General features: G+C 72.9%; 19 protein-coding genes. 6 read left to right on the forward strand and 13 right to left on the reverse strand.

Annotation, left to right across the window (positions count from 1 at the left end):
* Positions 1 to 12: 12 nt before the first annotated feature.
* On the reverse strand, positions 13 to 1,104 hold the full coding sequence (locus ABZ479_RS07085; protein ID WP_500460441.1) for a PP2C family protein-serine/threonine phosphatase: 1,092 nt from the start codon (positions 1,102 to 1,104) through the stop codon (positions 13 to 15).
* Between the two features lie 187 nt (positions 1,105 to 1,291).
* On the opposite strand from ABZ479_RS07085, the gene ABZ479_RS07090 reads away from it, so the two are divergent.
* Positions 1,292 to 1,612, forward strand: coding sequence for a nuclear transport factor 2 family protein (locus tag ABZ479_RS07090; protein ID WP_500460443.1), 321 nt, complete (start codon positions 1,292 to 1,294; stop codon positions 1,610 to 1,612).
* Between the two features lie 31 nt (positions 1,613 to 1,643).
* Here ABZ479_RS07090 and ABZ479_RS07095 read toward each other — a convergent pair whose 3' ends face one another.
* The 4 genes from ABZ479_RS07095 to ABZ479_RS07110 form a co-directional block, all read right to left on the reverse strand.
* Positions 1,644 to 2,249, reverse strand: coding sequence for a class I SAM-dependent methyltransferase (locus ABZ479_RS07095; protein WP_500460444.1), 606 nt, complete (start codon positions 2,247 to 2,249; stop codon positions 1,644 to 1,646).
* Entirely contained in the window at positions 2,239 to 2,850 is a 612-nt protein-coding gene (locus ABZ479_RS07100; RefSeq protein WP_500460445.1) for an exonuclease, read from the reverse strand. The genes ABZ479_RS07095 and ABZ479_RS07100 overlap by 11 nt, the downstream gene beginning before the upstream one ends.
* A 109-nt stretch (positions 2,851 to 2,959) precedes the next feature.
* Positions 2,960 to 4,582, reverse strand: a complete 1,623-nt coding sequence (gene aceB / locus ABZ479_RS07105) for a malate synthase A (protein WP_500460447.1) — start codon at positions 4,580 to 4,582, stop codon at positions 2,960 to 2,962.
* Between the two features lie 172 nt (positions 4,583 to 4,754).
* The gene (locus ABZ479_RS07110) at positions 4,755 to 5,399 is read right to left on the reverse strand and encodes a nucleotidyltransferase family protein (RefSeq protein WP_500460448.1); all 645 of its coding nucleotides are present in this window, start codon (positions 5,397 to 5,399) and stop codon (positions 4,755 to 4,757) included.
* Between the two features lie 44 nt (positions 5,400 to 5,443).
* Between ABZ479_RS07110 and ABZ479_RS07115 the strand changes: the two genes are divergently transcribed.
* Together ABZ479_RS07115 and ABZ479_RS07120 are read left to right on the forward strand one after the other, a co-directional pair.
* Positions 5,444 to 6,097: a histidine phosphatase family protein gene (locus ABZ479_RS07115; protein ID WP_500460449.1), complete on the forward strand. Its 654-nt coding sequence runs from the start codon at positions 5,444 to 5,446 to the stop codon at positions 6,095 to 6,097.
* A gap of 165 nt (positions 6,098 to 6,262) precedes the next feature.
* On the forward strand, positions 6,263 to 6,583 hold the full coding sequence (locus ABZ479_RS07120) for a DUF5955 family protein (protein ID WP_500460450.1): 321 nt from the start codon (positions 6,263 to 6,265) through the stop codon (positions 6,581 to 6,583).
* 22 nt (positions 6,584 to 6,605) lie between these two features.
* On the opposite strand, the gene ABZ479_RS07125 is transcribed toward ABZ479_RS07120, so the two are convergent.
* The gene (locus ABZ479_RS07125) at positions 6,606 to 7,487 is read right to left on the reverse strand and encodes an LLM class F420-dependent oxidoreductase (protein WP_500460452.1); all 882 of its coding nucleotides are present in this window, start codon (positions 7,485 to 7,487) and stop codon (positions 6,606 to 6,608) included.
* Between the two features lie 857 nt (positions 7,488 to 8,344).
* Positions 8,345 to 9,109 carry an IclR family transcriptional regulator gene (locus tag ABZ479_RS07130; RefSeq protein WP_500460453.1) on the reverse strand — a complete coding sequence of 255 codons (765 nt, stop codon included), beginning with the start codon at positions 9,107 to 9,109 and terminating at the stop codon, positions 8,345 to 8,347.
* A gap of 258 nt (positions 9,110 to 9,367) precedes the next feature.
* On the opposite strand from ABZ479_RS07130, the gene allB reads away from it, so the two are divergent.
* Together allB and alc are read left to right on the forward strand one after the other, a co-directional pair.
* On the forward strand, positions 9,368 to 10,729 hold the full coding sequence (allB, locus tag ABZ479_RS07135) for an allantoinase AllB (RefSeq protein ID WP_500460454.1): 1,362 nt from the start codon (positions 9,368 to 9,370) through the stop codon (positions 10,727 to 10,729).
* Entirely contained in the window at positions 10,726 to 11,835 is a 1,110-nt protein-coding gene (gene alc, locus ABZ479_RS07140) for an allantoicase (protein ID WP_500460455.1), read from the forward strand. Before allB ends, alc begins: the two co-directional genes overlap by 4 nt.
* Before the next feature lie 6 nt (positions 11,836 to 11,841).
* Here the strand turns inward: alc and ABZ479_RS07145 are convergent, their stop codons facing one another.
* The 6 genes from ABZ479_RS07145 to ABZ479_RS07170 all read right to left on the reverse strand — a co-directional run bounded on the left by ABZ479_RS07145 (position 11,842) and on the right by ABZ479_RS07170 (position 18,891).
* Entirely contained in the window at positions 11,842 to 12,099 is a 258-nt protein-coding gene (locus ABZ479_RS07145) for an Imm21 family immunity protein (RefSeq protein WP_500460456.1), read from the reverse strand.
* Between the two features lie 197 nt (positions 12,100 to 12,296).
* Complete coding sequence (locus ABZ479_RS07150) at positions 12,297 to 14,252, reverse strand: RICIN domain-containing protein (RefSeq protein ID WP_500460457.1); 1,956 nt, start codon at positions 14,250 to 14,252, stop codon at positions 12,297 to 12,299.
* Between the two features lie 44 nt (positions 14,253 to 14,296).
* On the reverse strand, positions 14,297 to 15,655 hold the full coding sequence (locus ABZ479_RS07155) for a GH1 family beta-glucosidase (RefSeq protein ID WP_499601484.1): 1,359 nt from the start codon (positions 15,653 to 15,655) through the stop codon (positions 14,297 to 14,299).
* A gap of 41 nt (positions 15,656 to 15,696) precedes the next feature.
* Positions 15,697 to 16,557, reverse strand: a complete 861-nt coding sequence (locus ABZ479_RS07160) for a carbohydrate ABC transporter permease (protein ID WP_499601483.1) — start codon at positions 16,555 to 16,557, stop codon at positions 15,697 to 15,699.
* A complete protein-coding gene (locus ABZ479_RS07165; RefSeq protein WP_499601994.1) occupies positions 16,550 to 17,560 on the reverse strand; it encodes a carbohydrate ABC transporter permease in 1,011 nt (336 codons plus the stop codon). Before ABZ479_RS07165 ends, ABZ479_RS07160 begins: the two co-directional genes overlap by 8 nt.
* Before the next feature lie 14 nt (positions 17,561 to 17,574).
* Positions 17,575 to 18,891, reverse strand: a complete 1,317-nt coding sequence (locus tag ABZ479_RS07170) for an ABC transporter substrate-binding protein (RefSeq protein WP_500460459.1) — start codon at positions 18,889 to 18,891, stop codon at positions 17,575 to 17,577.
* Between the two features lie 139 nt (positions 18,892 to 19,030).
* Here ABZ479_RS07170 and ABZ479_RS07175 point away from each other — a divergent pair, with 139 nt between their 5' ends.
* On the forward strand, positions 19,031 to 20,302 hold the full coding sequence (locus ABZ479_RS07175; protein WP_500460461.1) for an ROK family transcriptional regulator: 1,272 nt from the start codon (positions 19,031 to 19,033) through the stop codon (positions 20,300 to 20,302).
* Positions 20,303 to 20,333 lie beyond the last annotated feature (31 nt).

A 20,333-nucleotide genomic window follows, 5' to 3' on the forward strand; every position in this document is an offset into this window, starting at 1 on the left:
GCGGCCGCGGGGTCAGAAGTGGCAGACCGCCAGGAGTGCCATGTCGTCGCTGCGCGGGCCGCCGGTGTGCGCGTGGACGTCGTCGAGGAGGGCGTCGAGGAGTTCGTCGGGGCCGTCGAAGGGCACGGTGGCCAGCCGGGCGACGGGGTCGTAGAAGGTGCCGCCGGCGTCGCGTGCCTCGGTGACGCCGTCGGTGTGCATGAGCAGGGCGGCGCCAGGTGGGAAGGGGAGCGTGTCGACCTCGTCGGTGACGTCGTCGAGCCCCATTCCCAGGGGCAGGGCGTGGGCCGCGGGTTCGGCGCAGCGCACGGTGCCGCCGTGCAGGACCAGTGGGGGAGGGTGGCCGCGGTTGACCAGGCGCAGTCCGCTGTCGCCGGGCGGGAACTCGGCGAGGACGGCGGTGACGAACCATTCCAGGCGGTCCATGCCCTCGCGGCGTTCGGCCGCGCGCCACAGTGCCCGGTCCATGCGGTTCGCGACGCCGGCGAGGGTGGGTTCCTCGTCGGCGGCCATGCGGAACGCGCCGAGCACCACGGTGGCGGCCTCCACGGCTGCCATGCCCTTGCCGCGTACGTCGCCCATGATGCAGCGCAGTCCGTAGGGCGTGTCCTGGACGGCGTAGAGGTCGCCGCCGATCTCGGCCTCGGCCTCGGCGGTCTCGTAGCGGGCGGCGATGCGGTAGGGGCCGACGCGTCGCGGCGGTGCGGGCAGTACGGCGCGTTGGACGGCGGCGGCGACGCCGCGTGCGGAGCGCAGCCGGACGTCGCGGACGTGGAGGAGGCGGTTGATGAACACGGCCACGACGGCGACGGCGGTGATCGAGAGCAGTTCGCTGATGCCGCCGGGGCCGCCGAGGTAGCCGAAGTGGCTGAGGATGCCCGCGTCGGCGGCGATGGCGCCGGCCCCGACCAGCGCGGTGCCGGGCAGGGACATCAGGGGGGCCGCGAGCATGGGGGCGACGGAGTAGAAGGCGGTGGCGCTGAACTGGGCGGGGGTCAGGTAGTCGACGAGGAAGCCGCCGACGAGCAGCACGACGGGGAGCATGCGGGCGTACCGCAGTACGTCGCGTCCTTCGTCGGTGAGGTCCTCGCCCCCGCTCGCCACGCGTGTGCTCCTGCCGTCGCTGTCGGGCCGCCGGACTGGATCCCAGGGTCGCCGGGGTCGGGTCGGGGGGCCAGCGGTGGCGGTCCCGGCGGGTGAACGGCGGGCGGGCCGTGCGGTCCCGGGTAGCGGGGCGGGGCGGCTCGGGCGAGGCTGGTGGCACGATCCGTGAGCACAGGGAGCAGCAGCGATGATCCGCACCGACGCCCTCAACGAGCCGGCCGTCCGCGCCTTCGTCTCGGCGGTGAACGCCGGGGACCGCAAGGCCTTCGAGGCCGCGCTCACCGAGAACGCGACGATGTCCGACGACGGCTCCGACCGCAACCTCAAGGAGTGGGCGGACCGGGAGATCTTCGAGTCGCACGGTCACATGGACGTGCAGTCCCAGGATTCGGCGGGGCTCACCCTCATCGCGGACTACCGCAACGACGCGTGGGGCGAGATGCGCACGAAGTGGCGGTTCACGGTGGACGAGGGCAAGATCAGCCGCTTCGACACCGGTCAGGCCTGAGCGCGGACCGCGCGTCGTCCGGCGGGGCCGGTCAGCCGGCCCTGACGTCGCGGTACTCCAGCAGGTAGCGCCAGAACAGCAGGCGCCTGATGCGGCTGCCGGGCAGCAGGTGTGCCGCGTCGGCGCGGATCTGCGGCAGGGGTGTGTCCGGTGGGCGTACGGGGGCCCGGACGGGTCCGGGGGTGCGGCCGCGGATCCGGTCGGTGACGGCCGCGACCGTGCGGGCGGCGGCGTTGACGGGGACGGCGGTCAGGCTGACGGCCCAGTCGGCGGGGGTGCGTTCGGGGTAGCAGCCCAGGACGAGCAGGACGCCGCCGGGCGCGAGGGCGGCGCGCAGTGCGGTGAGCGTGCCGAACGGCATGTGGTGCAGGGCGGCCAGGCAGGTGATGAGGTCGTAGTGGCCCCGGGGGAGGTCCACGCGGGTGACGTCGGCGACGCGGAAGGTGACTCCGGGGGTGGTTCCGGCGGCGGCGACGGCCTCGGGGGAGGCGTCGACGGCGTCGACGCGCAGTCCTCGGGCGGCCAGGCGCCGGGCGAAGCGGCCGGTGCCGCAGCCGACGTCGAGGGCGGTGAGTGCGCCGGGCGGGACCTTGCGCAGCAGCAGGCGGTGGTAGTGGTCGTTGTGGTCAAAGGGCATGCGGGGTGCCCTTCCAGGCCATGAGGTTGGCGAAGAGCTCTGCCTGTTCGACGGCGTCGTCGAGGGCGTGGTGGGTGTGCCGGCGGCGGGAGAGCAGTTCCGGGGGCATGGTGCCCTTGGCGACGGCGCGCAGCGGTACGCCGGCCTTGGTGGCGTAGAGGGTCTTCATGTCGAGGCAGCCGGAGTGCCCGAAGGGGCTGGATCCGGTGTAGCGGATCAGGTACCAGTACAGGAACATCCAGTCGTAGGCGGCGGGGTAGCCGGTCATGACGGGCTGGGCGCCTTCGCTGACGGTGTGCACCCAGGTGGTGAACTCGGTCATGGCGGCTGCCGGTTCGCTTCCCTCGGCGGCCAGGCGTGCCCGGTCGAGGCCGCTGACGGCGAGTGCCTGCGGGTCGGTCTCGGTTCCGGCCGGGCGCAGTTCGCGGTAGAAGGTGTCGCGCTCGGGGTCGGCGGCGGTGAATCCCGTGGCGTCCTGCCGTCCCGCGACGGCGGCTCCGAGGCTGAGCATCGAGTACGGGCCGGGGATGGGCCCGTCCGCCTCGACGTCGACCGAGATGTACAGGCTGGGCCTCGCGGCGCGTGGTCGTGCTGCTGGCATGCCGACGATCATGCCAGTGCCCCCGTGCCCGCCGGGTGTCTTTTCCCGGTGCGGGTCCGTGTGGGGCGGTGGCCCCCGGCCGGGGACGGCCGGGGGCAGGGTGGGTGGTTCAGTCGAGCAGTTCGTAGGCGGGCAGGGTGAGGAAGTCGACGTAGGTCTCGTCGAGTGCCGTCTTGAGCAGCAGGTCGTGGGCCTGCTGCCAGCGGCCGGCGGCGAAGGCCTGCTCGCCGGTCTCCTCGCGGATGGCGGTGAGTTCGCGGTCGGCCAGGGCGCGTACGAGGTCGGCGGTGGCCTTCTCCCCGTTGTCGGCGAGGACGACGCCCGCGTTGACCCACTGCCAGATCTGGGAGCGGGAGATCTCGGCGGTGGCGGCGTCCTCCATGAGGTTGAAGATGGCGACGGCGCCCATGCCGCGCAGCCATGCCTCGATGTAGCGGGTGCCGACCTGGACGGCGTTGCGCAGTCCCTCGTAGGTGGGCTTGGCGTCGAGGGAGTCGACGGCCAGCAGGTCGGCGGCGGTGACGTGGACGTCCTCGCGCAGCCGGTCCTTCTGGTTCGGCCGGTCGCCGAGGACGGCGTCGAAGGAGGCGCGGGCGATGGGCACGAGGTCGGGGTGGGCGACCCAGGAGCCGTCGAAGCCGTCGTGGGCCTCGCGGTCCTTGTCGGCCTTGACCTTCTCGAAGGCGACCGCGTTGACCTCGGCGTCACGCCGGGAGGGGATGAAGGCGGCCATGCCGCCGATGGCGTGTGCGCCGCGCCTGTGGCAGGTGCGGACGAGCAGTTCGGTGTAGGCGCGCATGAAGGGCGCGGTCATCGTCACGGCGTTGCGGTCGGGCAGGATGAAGCGCTCGCCTGCGTCGCGGAAGTTCTTGACGATGGAGAACAGGTAGTCCCAGCGGCCGGCGTTGAGGCCGGAGGCGTGGTCGCGCAGTTCGTGGAGGATCTCGTCCATCTCGAAGGCCGCGGTGATCGTCTCGATGAGGACGGTGGCGCGGATGGTGCCCTGTGCGATGCCGAGGTGGTCCTGGGCGAGGACGAACACGTCGTTCCACAGGCGGGCTTCGAGGTGCGACTCGGTCTTGGGGAGGTAGAAGTAGGGACCCTTGCCCTTGGCGAGCAGACGGTGCGCGTTGTGGAAGAAGTACAGGCCGAAGTCGACGAGGGCGCCGGGGACGGGTTCGCCGTCGACGGTCAGGTGGCGTTCGTCGAGGTGCCAGCCGCGGGGGCGCACGACGACAGTGGCGAGTTCGGCCTCGTCCTTGAGTGCGTAGAACTTGCCCTCGGGGGAGGTGAAGTCGATGCGGCGCTCGTAGGCGTCGATCAGGTTGACCTGGCCGCCGACGACGTTCTCCCAGGTGGGAGCGGAGGCGTCCTCGAAGTCGGCGAGCCAGATCCGGGCGCCGGAGTTGAGGGCGTTGATGGTCATCTTGCGGTCGGTGGGGCCGGTGATCTCCACCCTGCGGTCGTCGAGGGCGGCGGGGGCGTCGGCGACGCGCCAGTCGCCCTCGCGGATGTGGGCGGTCTCCGGGAGGAAGTCCAGGGTGCCGGTGCGGGCGATCTCGGCGCGGCGTTCGCCGCGTTTGGCGAGGAGTTCGGCGCGGCGGGGAGCGAACCGGCGGTGCAGCTCGGCGAGGAAGGCGAGCGCCCCGTCGGTCAGTACTTCCTCCGCGCGCTCGACGGGGGGTGCGGTGGCGGCGACGACGGCGTGCGGTGCGGGTCCTGGTGCGGACATGAACCTGACTCTCCTCTTGCCGGTGAGGGGTGCCGTGCGACCGGGAGAGCCGGGCGGCCACCGGGCCCCGGCCCTGGCACGGGGTGCCGGACCGGGCGGGTTGCGGCTGCGAGGCGCGCCGATCGTACGGGCGCTTCTGCTGGGTGGAGCATAGTTTTTGCATTGCGGAAGTTCAACGTTCTGTGGCACCCGGTGCAGGGGGCTCCGGCGGATCCGCCAGCAGCCGCAGGTCATCCGGGGTGTCGATGTCGGCGGGGAACGCGACGTCCCCGCACTCGACGTGTGCGATCGCCTCCTCGTGCCGCCTCAGGTAGGAGCGTGCCCCCTGGTCTCCGACCGCACTCGCGGCGATCGCCGCCCAGTGGGCGGCGCCCAGCAGGATCGGGTGGCCCCGTCTGCCGCCGTACGTGGCGGACGCGAGGGTGCGCGGCGAGGCGTAGGCGGCCACCACCCGGGCCACCGCGGTGGCCCCGATCCCGGGCTGGTCCACCAGTGCCACGACCACGGCCGGCGCGCCGGTGTCCGCCAGCGCCTCCAGGCCCGCGCGCAGCGAGGAGCCCATGCCCTGCTCCCAGTGCGGGTTCACGGTGACGGCGTAGCCGTCCAGCGCGGCCCGTTCGCGTACCTGCGCCGCCGCCGCGCCCAGCACGATGTGGACGGGGCCGCAGCCGCCGGCGCGCAGCGTCCGCGCCGCGTGCTCGACCAGCGGCCGGCCGCCGTACTCCAGCAGCGCCTTCGGGCGGCCGCCCAGCCGCCTGCCCCCGCCGGCCGCCAGCAGCAGCCCGGCGACGGCGCCCGTGCCCGCGTCGCTTCCCATGCTCCCTGGATACCGTGGACGGGGGGCGGGGGAAAGGACCGGCCATGACGCGCTGGATCATCGCCGTACGCCACGGGGAGAGCGAGGCCAACGTGGCCTTCGCCCGCGGCAGGTCGCTGCACGGGGTCCGGGACGCCGCTGTGGCGCTGACGGCGCTCGGGCGGGAGCAGTCGGCGCGCCTCGGCCGCGACCTGCTCGCCCTGCCCGCCGCCGAGGCGCCCGCCCGGGCCGGCTGCTCGCCCTTCGAGCGGGCCCGGCAGACCCTCGACGCCGTCGAGGAGGTCCGTACGGCCGCGGGGCGCGCGCCGCTGCCCGTCACCTACGACGAACGCCTGCGGGACCGCGGCATGGGCCGGCTGGAGCTGCTCACCCCCGAAGGGATCCGTGAGCGGTTCCCCGAGGAGGCGCGGCGCCGCGAGCGCGAGGGGGAGGCCGGCTACCGCCCGCCGGGCGGGGAGTCGGTGGGCGACGTCGAGGACCGCGTCCGGGACTTCCTGGAGGAGACCGCCGCCCGCCCCGGCCCGTCGCTGCTGCTCGTCACACACGACGCGGTGGTGCTGGCGCTGCGAAGGCTGCTGGGGACCCCGCCGTCCGGCGACGTCGCCGTCGCCAACGCCTCGATGGCCCGCTGGCGACGCGACGGCGCGGGGCGCTGGCGGCTCGCGGACTGGAACCGGATCGCGGGGCCCGGACGTTAATGTCGGCAAGTCGTCACGTGCGAAGAGAAGTTGCGGCGGATTTCGCTCTCCGTATAGCGGGGGAAGCGCTCCGTCGCGTTTACTGTCCTCCCCGATGCGGCGGACCGGATGGGGCCGGCCGTCCAGGGGGGAATCACCGGGGGCCTACCTGTGGGGGACGTATCAGTGGTGAAGGACGTGGCCGCCCGTGCGGCGGTCGACGACGGCGGGACCCTCGACCCGAGGGTGACCGCCCTGCGGGTCGCGGTCGCCCGCTGTCGCCGTGAACTCGCCGGGTACCGGGGCAACTTACCGGACCGACACATCGCCGAGGACGAGCTCTCCGCGCTGGCCGCCGCCGCGGCCGCCGGCGTCCCGGACGTCCCGCGGCTGCGCCGCGGCCTGCTCGTGATCGCCGGGGCGCTGGGCTCCGTCAGTGCCCTGGCCGGTGCCCTCACCGAGGTCCGGCGGGCGATCGAGCTGTTCGGCACCCCGCGTCCCGAATGACGCGGGGTGCCCGCCGGGCCGGTCAGCCGAGCTCGGCCAGCCGGGGGACGGCCGGAGCGCAGTGGCTGTCGATCCAGGCGGCCGGCTCGGCGTCCGGCGGCACCACGATGACCGTGTCGACACCGAGCTTGGCGTAACCGGCCATGTCGGCGACGAAGGCGTCGGTGTCGCCGTCGCGGATCGACGCCCCGGCGAACAGCAGCGTCTTGCGGATCCCGTCGTAGTCGCGTCCGGCCTCGTCGCAGTGCGCGCGCAGCACGTCCAGCTTGTGCGCGACCTCGGCGGTCGAGGAGGCGAAGAGGTTGCAGGCGTCCGCGTACCGGGCGACCAGGCGCAGCGTCTTCCGCTCGCCGCCGCCCCCGATCATGATCTCCGGACGGGGCGTGCTCACCGGGGCGGGGGTGCTGCGGGTCTCCGCCAGCGAGTAGTGCGTGCCCTCGAAGGCGCCGTCGTCGCTCTGGTCCCACATCTGCAGGCAGATCCGCAGCGTCTCCTCCAGCCGCTCGAAGCGCTCCGCGAGCGGCGGGAAGGGCACGCCCAGGCCCAGGTGCTCCCGCTCGTACCAGGCTGCGCCGAGTCCGAGGGTGGCCCGGCCGCCGGACAGGACGTCGAGGGTGGTCGCGATCTTCGCCAGCGGGCCGGGGTGGCGGTAGGTGACCCCGGTGACGAGGACGCCGAGGCGCACGGAGGAGGTGTGGGCGGCGAGGAAGCCCAGCGTCGTATAGGCCTCCAGCATCGCGGCCTCGGCGCCGCCGTTGTTCTCCATCTGGAAGTAGTGGTCCATCACCGACAGCCAGCCCGCGCCGGCCGACTCGGCGGCCTCACCGGCCGCGGCCAGCGCCGGCGCGAGCCCGGCAGGTCCCGCGGGATGGTCGAACTTCGTGAGGTGCAAGCCCAGTTGCATGGTCGACCCGTCCGGGGTCGTGGTCGCTACGGTGACGACCGTAGGCCTTGGAGTGCGCTCCAGGTCAAGCTTCCGATCCCGCCGCGACGCGAGTGCGACGCCGGAGTCGACACGGTGGGGTCGGTGGTCGGTGGTCGGTGGTCGGTGGTCGGTGGTCGGTGGTTGGGGGGTTGGGGGGTTGGGGGTTCGGGGCGGTCGTTCGGCTGTCGCGCCGTCTCGCGCCCTGCGGGCGCACAGCGGCTGGCTGCGGAGGGGAGGGTGGGGGGCCGGGGCCTGTCGGCGGTGTGCAGGTGGGTGGGTGGCTGGGGTTCAGGCGCCGGAGCGGGTTGCCTCTCCGGTGGCCTCAGGTCTCGTTGCCGTCCGCGGGTATAGATGGCCGGTTGCCACGCCTACTGCCGGTGGGTGGCGCGCCCGCCGTAACCCGCGACTGCGGATATTTCGGGGTGCTGCCGGTCGGTCGGCGGGAGATCGGGCCCGCTTTCGACGGTATAGCCGTCGGAAGAGGGCCCGATCTTTGCGCGGACGGAGATCGGGCTCGCTTTCAGCGGTATGGCCGTCGGAAGAGAGCCCGATGTCGGATCGGGGAAGCACCCGCAGACGCCGGTTACGGCAGGCGCGCCACCCACGAACAGTGGGCGTGGTCACCGGCCATCTGCACCCGCGGACGGCAACGAGACCTCCGCCAAGGGAGAGGAGACCCGCTCCGGCGCCTGAACCCCCGCCACCCGCCGGCGTGCACACTGCAGACGAGCCCCGGACCGCCACCCTCCCGTCCGCAGCCGGCGCCGTGCGCCCGAAGGGCGCGAGACGAACCCGCACCCACCCACCGGCGCGGCCCCCAGCCCCACCGGGTGTGCTCAGGGCGTCCCGTTGCTGGCCAGTGCGGACGACAGCTGCCGCGCCACGCCCTGCAGCACCGGCACGATCTTCTCCGTGGCCGCTTCGGTCACCCGGCCGGCGGGTCCGGAGATGGAGATGGCGGCGGCCGTGGGGGAGTCGGGGACGGTGACCGCCAGGCAGCGGACCCCGACCTCCTGCTCGTTGTCGTCCACGGCGTAGCCCTGGGCGCGGATGTGCTCCAGTTCCGCCAGGAAGGCGTCCGGGTCGACGATGGTCCGCTCCGTGGCCGCCGGCATCCCGGTGCGGGCCAGCAGGGCCCGCACCTCCTCCGGCGCGACGTGCGCCAGCAGGGCCTTGCCGACGCCCGTGGAGTGCGGCAGCACACGCCGTCCGACCTCGGTGAACATCCGCATCGAGTGCCGCGAGGGGACCTGGGCGACGTAGACGACCTCGTCGCCGTCGAGGAGCGCCATGTTGGCGGTCTCGCCGGTCGCCTCGACCAGCTCCGCCAGGTAGGGGCGGGCCCAGGTGCCCAGGAGACGGGCCGAACTCTCGCCGAGCCGGATCAGCCGGGGTCCCAGCGCGTAGCGGCGGTTGGGCTGCTGGCGTACGTAGCCGCAGTCGACCAGGGTGCGCATCAGCCGGTGGATCGTGGGCAGCGGCAGTCCGCTGCTCGCGGACAGTTCGCTGAGGCCCACCTCGCCGCCCGCGTCGGCCATCCGCTCCAGCAGGTCGAAGGCGCGTTCGAGGGACTGCACGCCCCCGGCGCGGTCTGACGCCACGTTTCCTCCCCAGGCGGACGGTGGTAGTGGTGCAGCCTACCGGCCCTGACCAGGCAGGTGACCGCCGTTCGGGGCGGTCGTGGGCGCGGCGCGGGCCGACGGACGTGGAAAACGCATTCCATTGGGTGGAATTACCCAACTGTACTGCCGGGGTCCCGTGCGTGGGCCGGGAAGGGGTTGACGGCGGCTCGGGAGCGAGCGGAGGATGCGTTTCAACAGAACGTTGAATTTCTGTGACGCCGGTGGAAGGGGAACCCCGTGTCCGAGGCCGCTGACGGGATCGAGCTCGTGCTGCGATCACCACGGGTCGTCACACCGGAGGGCGAGCGCCCCGCCGACGTGGCCGTCGCCGGAGGCCGGATCGCCGCCGTGCTGCCGTACGGGAGCGGGCCCCCGGCCGGCGCCCGCCTGGTCGACCTCGGCACCGACGCCCTGCTCCCCGGACTGGTCGACACCCACGTCCACGTCAACGACCCGGGCCGCAGCGAATGGGAGGGCTTCGCGACGGCCACCCGGGCCGCCGCGGCCGGCGGCGTCACCACGCTGATCGACATGCCGCTCAACAGCATCCCGCCGACCACCACCACCGCCCACCTGGAGGTCAAGCGAGCCGCCGCCCGCGGCCGGATCCACACCGACGTCGGTTTCTGGGGCGGCGCCGTCCCCGGCAACGGCAAGGACCTGCGGCCCCTCCACGAGGCCGGGGTCTTCGGTTTCAAGTGCTTCCTGCTGCCCTCCGGCGTCGAGGAGTTCCCGCAACTGGCCCCCGCCGAACTGGCGGAGGCGATGCACGAGATCGCCCGCTTCGACGGGCTGCTGATCGTCCACGCCGAGGACCCCGGGCTCATCGAGGGCGCCCCGCCGGCCGCCGGCCGCGCGTACGCCGGCTTCCTCGCCTCCCGCCCGCGCGCCGCCGAGAACGCCGCCGTCGAGGCGCTGATCGACCTCGCCCGCCGCCTGGACTGCCGTGTGCACGTCCTGCACCTGTCCTCCGCCGAGGCCCTGCCCCTGATCGCGGCCGCCCGCCGCGACGGCGTACGCCTGACGGCCGAGACCTGCCCGCACTACCTGACGCTGACGGCCGAGGAGGTCCCGGACGGCGCGACCCAGTTCAAGTGCTGCCCGCCGATCCGCGAGGCGGGCAACCGGGAGGCCCTGTGGCAGGGCCTGCTCGACGGCACCGTCGACTGCGTCGTCTCCGACCACTCGCCCTCCACCGCCGACCTCAAGCACCTCGACACCGGCGACTTCGGCGCCGCGTGGGGAGGGATCTCCTCCCTCCAGCTCGGCCTGCCCGCGATCTGGACCGAGGCCCGCCGGCGTGGCGGCACGCTCGCCGACGTGGTCCGCTGGATGGCGCGCGGCCCGGCCCGGCTCGCCGGGCTCACCACCAAGGGCGCCGTCGCACCCGGCCACGACGCCGACTTCGCCGTCCTGGCACCCGACGAGAGCTTCACCGTGGACCCGGCGGCGCTCCACCACCGCAACCAGGTCACCGCCTACGCGGGCCGCACCCTCCAGGGGGTCGTACGGAGCACCTGGCTGCACGGCGAGCGGATCGCCGACCACGGCACCCCGGCCGCCCCCTCCGGCCGCCTCATCGAAAGGGAGAACGCGTGACTGCCGTACCCCGGTACACCGGCGCCGCCCAGCCGTACTCCGGAGGGGACCCCTACGCCGACTACCGCGGCGCCGACCTGCCGTTCACGGGTCTCGTCGACCTCGCCGACCGGCGCCTGGGCGCCGGGGTGACCGCCGCCAACGACGAGTTCTTCGCCGAGCGGGAGAACCTGCTCGTCCCCGAGCGGCCCGAGTTCCGGGCCGAGCACTTCGGCCACAAGGGCCAGGTCATGGACGGCTGGGAGACCCGCCGCCGCCGCGGCCCCGACGCCGGCAGCCCGCACCCCGCCGACGCCGACCACGACTGGGCGCTGATCCGGCTCGCCGCGCCCGGCGTCGTACGCGGCGTCGTCGTGGACACCGCCCACTTCCGCGGCAACCATCCCCGGCAGATCGCCCTCGAGGCCACCTGCGCGGCCCTGTCCGCCGCGCCCGCGGACCTGCTGGCCGACGGCGTGGAGTGGACGGAGCTGGTGCCCCGCACGGCCGTCGGCGGGCACGCCGCCAACGGCTTCGAGGTGGCCGTCGAGCGCCGCTTCACCCACCTGCGGCTCCAGCAGTTCCCCGACGGCGGCATCGCCCGGCTGCGGGTGCACGGCGAGGTCGTGCCCGACCCCGCCTGGCTGACCGCGCTGGGCACCTTCGACCTGGTCGCCCTGGAGAACGGCGGCGCCCCCGAGGACGTCTCCGACCGCTTCTACTCCTCCCCGGTCAACCCCATCCTGCCGGGCAGGTCCCGTCGCATGGGCGACGGCTGGGAGACCCGTCGGCGCCGCGACACGGGCCACGACTGGGTGCGCTACCGCCTCGCCGCCCAGGGCACCGTCCGCGCCGTCGAGATCGACACCGGCTACTACAAGGGCAACGCCGCCGGCTGGGCCGCCCTCCTCGGCCGCGACGGCGAGGACGGCGACTGGTTCGAGATCCTGCCCCGCACCCCCCTGCAACCCGACACGGTCCACCGCTTCGTCGTCGACGTCCCGCCCGCCACCCACGTACGGCTGGAGACCTATCCCGACGGCGGCATCGCCCGCCTGCGCCTGTGGGGCTCGCTCACCGACGACGGCACCGCCCGCCTGGCCAGGCGCTGGGCCGACCTGGCCTGACGGCCCTCAGCGGACGTCCGGCACGAGCCGCACCAGGCCGAGCGAGGTCCGGTCGTCGGCCGTCGTCCCGACGCCCAGCAAGCCGCCCGCCGGGGCGGGGTCCATGAGCACCGTGGGCCGGTCGGTCTCCCACGTCCCGCACTCCTGCCACGCGACTGCGGAATCGGCGAGAACCGTCCCGGCCTCGGAGTCGGCTGCGCCCCAGCGCAGGAAGGCCCGGTGCGCGGGGAGGTGACAGGTCGTGGCGGGCCCGGCCGCCGTCACGGCCGACGGGGACCACGCCCGCCAGGTCGTCCACGGCGCACGCCCGGTCGTCGTCGTCGGGGACGGCGACCAGCGGGCCGCCCACTCGCGTCCGACGCCGACAGGTGAGCCCCTCCGGGGCCCCGGTGCCCCGGAGGGGTGCTGGTGCCGCGCGGCGCCGGCGGCTCCCTCGTACGCCGGCGCCGCGCGGGGTCGGGTCAGCCCGCCGGCGTCAGCCGGAAGGACTGGGCGGCGGTGCCGTTGCAGGTGTACTGCTGCAGCAGGGCGCCGTCGGACGGCGAGGCCCCCGCGACGTCGAGGCACTTGGAGCTGTGCCGGGCCGTCAGGACGTACGACCCGTCCGGCTGGAGCACCGGCCTCCACTGCTGGTTGGCGCCCGAGGACCACTGCCAGGTCTGCACCGGCACGGAGTCGCCCGTCGCGGGCGCGCCGCCCGTGACGTCCCAGACCTGCTCGGTGGCGGTCGCGTTGCGGTTCACCACCCGGTAGTAGCCGCCGTCGGTGGGCCGGAACTGCCACTGCTGGTTGGCCTGCCCGGCGACGCAGCTCCACTGCTGCACCGCCGTGCCGTTGGCGGTGCCGCGGTCCTTGGCGTCCACGCACTTGCCCGAGCCGGCGCCGGCCACCTGGTACCAGGCCGAGGTGCTGATGCCGTCCCCGTCGCCGCCCCCGCCGCCGGTCGGCGCGCCGGACCAGGTGAAGGTGGTCGTGGCGCGGGCCGGCAGGCTGTACGAGAAGTGCTGCCCGGCCTCGCGGACCGTCACCTGCTGCGTGGACGACGAGGAGTTGTGGGTGACCAGCACCCGCTGGCCGTCGCTGTTGACGAAGGCCGTGTTCCACACCGGGTCGGTGGCGTTGCTGCCGATCCGCACCGCGCCCGCGCGGACGAACTTCGTCAGCTGCCCCATCGTGTAGTACTCGACGGTGTAGTCGACCTGGCCGCTGCGCGCGTCGCCGTTGTGCACCGTGATCAGCCCGGTGCAGCTGTCGCAGCCGCCCGCGTGCGGGCCCCTGGCCTGGTCCAGCGCTAGCGACCACTTCACGTAGGCGCGGGCCCAGTTGCGGGTGAAGCCGGTGATGTCCCGCAGGTCCTCCAGCTGCTGGTCGCCCACCCAGGTGCCGCCGGAGTGCTCCGTCTCGTACTGCGCCACGCCCGGGTACTGGTCGTGGACCCTGCTGCCCAGCGCGTAGTCCGGCGGGGTCGGCGTGTAGCCGTGCCAGGCGACGCCGCCGAAGAGCGGGTCGTTGCGCAGGGCGGCGTCGGCGAGCTGGCCTGCGCCGGTGGTGTTCCAGTCGCCGTGGTTCCAGTCGTGGACGAGCGCCTTGGTGGTGATCCCGGCCGAACGGAACGCCGGGAAGAGGTGGTTCCTGGTGAAGTCCAGCAGCGTGGCCGCCGTCCACTCCATGGTGGGGTAGCTGCTGTTCGCGCCGCAGCACTGCGGCTCGTTCTGCACCGAGACGTAGTCGACGTGGACGCCGCGCTGCTCGTACGCCTGCAGGTACTTCACGAAGTACTGCGCGTACATGTCGTAGTACTCGGGCCGCAGCTTGCCCATCTGGGTCAGCCTGCCGTTGTCCTTCATCCACGCCGGCGCCGACCACGGCACCGCCATGACCTTCAGGTCGGGGTTGAGCTGACGCGCCCGCTGGGTCATCGGCAGGACGTCGGCGAGGTCCCGGGAGATGGAGAAGTCCGCCAGGTCGCAGCAGGTGTCGTCGTAGGTGTAGTGGCTGCGCGCGATGTCCGAGGCGCCCATCGGGTTGCGCAGGAAGCCCAGGCCTATGCCCTCCGTGGGGGAGAACAGCTTGCGCATCGTGGCGTCACGGGTGGCCGCCGACAGCGCGCCGGAAGAGTTCATCAGCCAGGCCGCGCTGTCGGTGAAGGAGGCCCCGCCGCCCTCGAAGGGCTGGTAGCGGGCGGCGGGGTCCACCGTGATGACCGTGCCGCCGCTGCCGTTGCCCGCCTCGAAGGCGGCCGGGGTCTGCTGCTGCAGGCCCCTGACGACGGTGCTGCCGTCGGAGGTGGTGGTCATCGTGACCTGGACGGCCGTGGCGGCGGCCGCCCCGGGTCCGGCGAGCAGTAATCCGGCGAAGGCCGCCGCGACCGCCGTGAGCACGGCGATCAGGCGTCCGACGTGGGGGGAGTGTGGCATCGCGGATCTCCTGTGTGGGGGTGGAGACGGGATGGCGAGGGAGGTCAGGCCGCGTTGCGGGAGCGGCTCCGGTGGGCGGTGATGATGTCGGCGTAGCGGCGGCCGCTGCCCTTCACGGTCCGGCGCTGGGTCTCGTAGTCGACGTGGACGAGGCCGAAGCGCTTGTCGTAGCCGTACGCCCACTCGAAGTTGTCCAGCAGCGACCACGCGAAGTAGCCGGCGAGCGGGGCACCGCCGCGCACGGCGCGGGCGCAGGCCGCCAGGTGCTCCTCCAGGTAGGCGGTGCGCTCGGGGTCGTGGACCTGCCCGTCGGGGCCGACGCGGTCCTCGTACGCCGAGCCGTTCTCGGTGACGTAGATCTTGCGGGCGCCGTACTCCTCGGTCAGCCGCAGCAGCAGCCGCTCCAGGCCGTCGGCGTGCACCTCCCAGTCCATCGCGGTGCGGCGGACGTCCGGGACGCGTACGGCGCGGGTGTGGGGGACCGGCCCCGACGGGTCGTCGGCAACGATGTCACGGAAGTAGTAGTTGAGGCCCAGCCAGTCCAGCGGCGCGGCGATGGTCTCCATGTCGCCCGCCTGGACGGGCAGTTCGACCCCGTACAGCTCCAGCATGTCCTCGGGGTAGCCGCGGCCGTGGATCGGGTCCAGCCACCAGCGGTTGGTGTGCCCGTCGGAGCGCAGCGCCGCGGCGACGTCCTCGGGCCGGTCGGAGGCCGGCTCGCAGGGGCTGAGGTTGTTGACGATGCCGACCTGGGCGTGCGGGACCGCGGCGCGCAGCGCCTGCACCGCCAGGCCGTGGCCCAGGTGCAGGTGGTACGAGGCGCGGACGGCGGCCGTCAGGTCGGTGAGGCCGGGGGCCATCACGCCCTGCAGGTGCCCGATCCACGCGGAGCACAGCGGCTCGTTGAGCGTCGCCCAGTGCGTGACCCGGTCCCCGAGCCGCTCGGCCACCACGGCCGCGTACTCGGCGAAGCGCAGCGCGGTCTCCCGCTCCGGCCAGCCGCCGCGGTCCTGCTGCGCCTGCGGCAGGTCCCAGTGGTACAGGGTGGGGAAGGGGGTGATGCCCGCCTCCAGCAGGGCGTCCACCAGGCGGTCGTAGAAGGCCAGGCCCGCGGGGTTGACCGGTCCGCCGCCCTGCGGCATCACGCGCGGCCAGGCGAGGGAGAAGCGGTACGCGTCCAGGCCGAGCCGGCCCATCAGGCCGATGTCCTCCGGCACGCGGTGGTAGTGGTCGCAGGCGACGTCACCGGTGTCGCCGTTCGCGACCTTCCCCGGCGTGCGGGAGAAGGTGTCCCAGATGGAGGGTGCTCGGCCGTCCTCGGCCACGGCTCCTTCGATCTGGTACGCGGCCGTCGCGGCACCCCACACGAATCCGTCGGGGAGGGCGCTGAGGTCGAGGGTCACGGACTGCCTTTCGTTCGGTGGAGACTGAGGGGCGGTGGGGCTCACTTGACGGCGCCGGCGGTCAGCCCGGCGACGAGGTAGCGCTGCAGGAGCAGGAACCCGGCGACGACGGGCACGCTGACCACGAGCGAGGCGGCCATGACCTGGTTCCAGTACACGTCGGTCTGCGTGGCGTAGCCCTGCAGTCCGACGGCCAGCGTGCGGGTGGTGTCGTTGGTCATGACGGAGGCGAACAGCACCTCGCCCCAGGCCGTCATGAAGGCGTACACGCAGACCGCGACGATCCCCGGTACGGCGGCCGGGACGACCACCCGGAACAGTGCGCCCAGCGGCCCGCATCCGTCGACCATGGCGGCCTCGTCCAGGTCCCGGGGGATCGAGTCGAAGTAGCCCGCCAGCATCCAGATGGAGAAGGGGAGCGAGAAGGTGAGGTAGGTCAGGATCAGGCCGCCGCGGCTGCCGTACAGGGCGATGCCCGTCGCGTTCCCGAGGTTGACGAAGATCAGGAAGAGCGGCAGCAGGAAGAGGATGCCGGGGAACATCTGGGTGGACAGGATCGTCACCGAGAAGAAGCGGCGCCCCTTGAACTCGTAGCGGCTGACCGCGTACGCCGCGAAGACCGCCACCACGACCGAGCAGAGCGTCGCCCCGCCCGCCACGACCAGCGAGTTCACGAAGTACCGGGCGAGCGGCACGGTGTGCCAGATGTCCGCGTACGGGCGCAGGGTGAAGCCGCTGGGGAACCAGCGGAACGGGCCCTGGACGTCCTGCAGCGGCTTCAGCGACGAGACGACCATGACGAACACCGGCGCCAGCGCGAAGGCCGTCAGCACGGTCAGCACGATCCGCCGGGTCCACACGAAGGAGCGCGGCGCGGCCATGGGGCTGCGGACGTCAGACATCCTTCCTCCTCAGGGAGGTGGCGAGCAGGTAGAGCACCGTCACGACGAGCAGGAACAGCAGCAGGAGCACGGACATCGCCGAGCCGGAGCCGAAGTTCCAGGTCACGAAGGACGACTGGTAGATGTGGATGGAGATCAGGTCGGCGGCGTCCGGCGCCGCCCGCCCGAACAGCACGTAGGGCGTGTTGAAGTCGTTGAACGTCCACAGGAACAGCACCAGCACCAGCACCTGGTTGACCGGGCGCAGCGACGGCAGGGTGATCCTGCGGATCTGCTGCCAGATCCCGGCGCCGTCCATCGCCGCCGCCTCGTACAGCTCGCGCGGGATGTTCTGCAGACCGGCCATCAGGCACAGGAACGCGAACGGCCACTGCCGCCACACCGACACCGTCACCAGCGCGAAGAAGCTGTTGTCGCCGATCAGCCAGAAGGGCCGGCCGTCGGTGAGGTGCAGCTGGTCGTGGATGACGTGGTTGATCATGCCGGTGTCCCGCTGGAACATGAACGACCAGGTGATCACCGCCGCGTAGACCGGCAGCGCGTACGGCACGAGGAACACCGCGCGCAGCAGCCCGCGGCCGCGGAAGGCGTCCTGCATCAGGATCGCGGCGGCGGTGCCGAACAGCCAGGACAGCCCGACCGCCAGCACGGTGAACTCGCAGGTGACGAGGAAGGACTTGAGCAGGTCCTCGCCGACCGGGGCGTTGAAGTCCACCGCGACGCGGTAGTTGTCCAGGCCCTTCCAGGGGGCGGCCGACCAGTCGCTGATGAAGAACTGGGTGAGCTCCTTGAAGCTCATCACGACGCCGACGACCATCGGCACCAGGTGGATGAGCAGTTCCAGCGCGAGGGCCGGGAGCAGCAGGACGTACGGGAGCGACGCGCGCCGCAGCCGCGCCGGCAGGCGCAGCCGCGACAGCGGGGCCCTCCCCCCGGCGGCCCGCCGGCCGCCGGGGGAAGGCGTCTTGGAGCTGTGCCGGACGGGCGGCACGGTGGCGGTCATCGGTTCCTTCACGCTCACGACGCCGGCATCTGCTGCTGGGCCTTTTCGAGGGCTGCCTTGACGCTCTCGGTGGTGACCGGCTTGCCGGCGGCGGCGTCGGCGAACAGGTCCTTCATCGCGGTGCCGACGGCGGTCTCGAACTGGCTCTCGTTGGCGACCTGCGGCAGCGGCGCCGCGCTCTTGGCGAGCGCGTCCGCGAGGACCTTCAGGTCCGGGGTGGCGAAGGCCGGGTCGGACTGGGCGGCCTTGACCGGCGGGAGCGAGCCGTAGGTGCCGTTGAGGAGCTTCTGCTCGTCGTCGCTGGTCATGAACTTCACGAACTTCAGGGCGCCGTCGACGTTGTCGGTCTTCTTGAAGACCGCCAGGTTGATGCCCGCGACCATCGAGTTCACGGCGGTGTCGCCGGAGGCGCCCGCGGCCTGGAACGGCACCTGGGCGACGCCGTAGTCCTCGGGCTTCATGCCGTGGGACTTCAGGGAGGAGCCGGCGGCCTGCCACAGCAGCATGGCGGCCTTGCCGGTGGCGAAGTCGGCGACGGACTGGTTGGCGGCGTACTCGGCGTTGCCGGGGGCCGTGATCTTGTCCTTGGCGATGAAGTCGATGTACTGCTTGACGGCCGCGACCGCCTCGGGCGTGGTGAAGGTCGGCTTGCCGGCGGCGTCGAAGAAGTCGGCGCCGTGCTGCTTGCCGAAGACGAAGGCGTGGTGGACGTTCTCGGAGAGGTTGCCGCCCTCGACGGCGAGGCCGTACTTGCCGCCCTTGGTGAGCTTCTTGCCGTCGGCGACGAGCTCGTCCCAGGTGGCGGGCGGGTTGGCTATGCCCGCGTCGGCGAACATCTTCTTGTTGTAGTACAGGCCGTAGGCCAGCGAGTACAGCGGCACCGCGGCCGGGTCCTTGCCCTCGGCGCCCGTGGCGCCCAGGGCGGAGGAGACGAAGCGGTCCTTGCCGCCGATGGCCTCGAACGCCTTGGCGTCGAAGGGGCGGAGGGCGCCGGTGGCCTGCAGCGAGGCGGACCAGGTGTTGCCGATGTTGAGGACGTCGGGGCCCTGGCCGGAGGTGGCCGCGGCGAGGATCCGGTTGAGCAGGTCGGACCACGGGATGACCTCGAGCTTGACCTTGATCCCGGTCTGCTTCTCGAACTTCTCCAGCTCGGGTGTCAGGGTCGCCTTGTCGGCTTCGAGGCTGGCGCCCTGGTTGCTGGCCCAGTAGGTGAGCTCCTTGGGGCTGCCGTTTCCGCCGCCGTCGGTCGAGGAGCCGCCGCCGCACGCGGTGGCGGAGGCGATGAGCGCGGCCGCGAGCGCCGCGGCGGCCGTGGTACGGGTGATGTGCATGACCGGGGATCCCTCTCCAGGGTGGGTGCCTTCGGGAAGTGAAGAACGTCACGCCTTAATTCAAGGCGTGATTTAACGTCTGAGAAAAGCTGGCGTCAAGACTTGGCGCAGCGATAGATTCAGCCGGGGAGGGAGCACCATGGCAGACCGAGGCAAGCGGACCGTACGCGACCTGCGGCGGGGCAACCGTTCGGCGCTCTTGCGTCACCTGTACTTCGAGGGACCCCTCAGCCGTCAGGAGTTGGCCAGGGACACCGGACTGAGCACAGGTTCCATCAGCAACGTCGTGGCCGAGCTCATCGCCGACGGCGTCGTCGAGGAGGCCGGCTCCGTCGAGTCCGACGGCGGCCGCCCCCGCGTCATGCTCAAGGTCGCCCCCCGGCACGGCTTCCTCATCGGCGTCGACGTCGGCGAGACCCGCGTCCGCGTCACCCTCTTCGACCTCGCCCTCACCGAACTCTCCTCCACCGACCGCCCGCTGGCCGACAGCGGCCACGACGTCACCCTCGTCGTCCAGCTCATCCTCGACGCCCTGTCCGTCGTGCTGGAGGACACCCGGGTCGACCCCGCCCTCGTGCTCGGCGTCGGCATCGGCGTGCCCGGCATCGTCGAACAGGGCACCTCCGGCGCCGGCGCGGTCGTCCACGGCCAGACCATCGGCTGGGACGCCGTCCCCCTGGGCGCGCTGCTCGCCGAGGGCACCGCGCTGCCACTGCACATCGACAACGGCGCCAAGACCCTCGGGCAGGCCGAGATGTGGTTCGGCGCCGGCCGCGGCGCCCGCAACGCGGTGATCGCCCTGCTCGGCTCCGGAGTCGGCGCCTGCGTGGTCGCCGACGGCAAGCCGTACCGGGGCGCCAGCAGCAGCGCGGGGGAGTGGGGCCACACCACCCTCCAGGTCGGCGGACGGCGCTGCCGCTGCGGCGCCCGCGGCTGCCTGGAGGCCTACGTGGGCGCCGAGGCGCTCATCGAACGCTGGGAGGCGCCCACCGGGGTCAGCGAGGAGTCCGCGATCGCCGCCCTCCTCGACGCCGCCGCGGCCGGCGACGCCACCGCCGTCGCGCTGCTCGACGAGACCGCCGAGTACCTCGGCGCCGGCATCGCCGACCTCGTCAACCTCTTCAACCCCGAGCGCATCGTGCTGTCCGGCTGGACCGGCCTCATGATCGGCCCCCTGCTGCTGGACGCCGTCCGCGAGGCCACCGCCGCGTACGCGCTGCACCACCCCTGCGCCCAGACCTCCATCGAGCTGGGCCGCCTCGGGACGGACGCGGTCACGGTCGGCGCCGCCACCCTGCCGCTGGCCCGCTTCCTCGACGCCGGCGGCCGCCCGCCCGCCCCCGCGGCACGGTCGGAGGAGCAGGCGGAACCGAATCGTCCGGGTCGTTCGTTGTCGGGTACATCAGTCTGAGCGAGAACATCCCGAGACCACCCGGAGCACC

Origin of the sequence: Streptomyces sp. NPDC005722, assembly GCF_040630935.1 — a bacterium.
Taxonomy (GTDB): domain Bacteria; phylum Actinomycetota; class Actinomycetes; order Streptomycetales; family Streptomycetaceae; genus Actinacidiphila.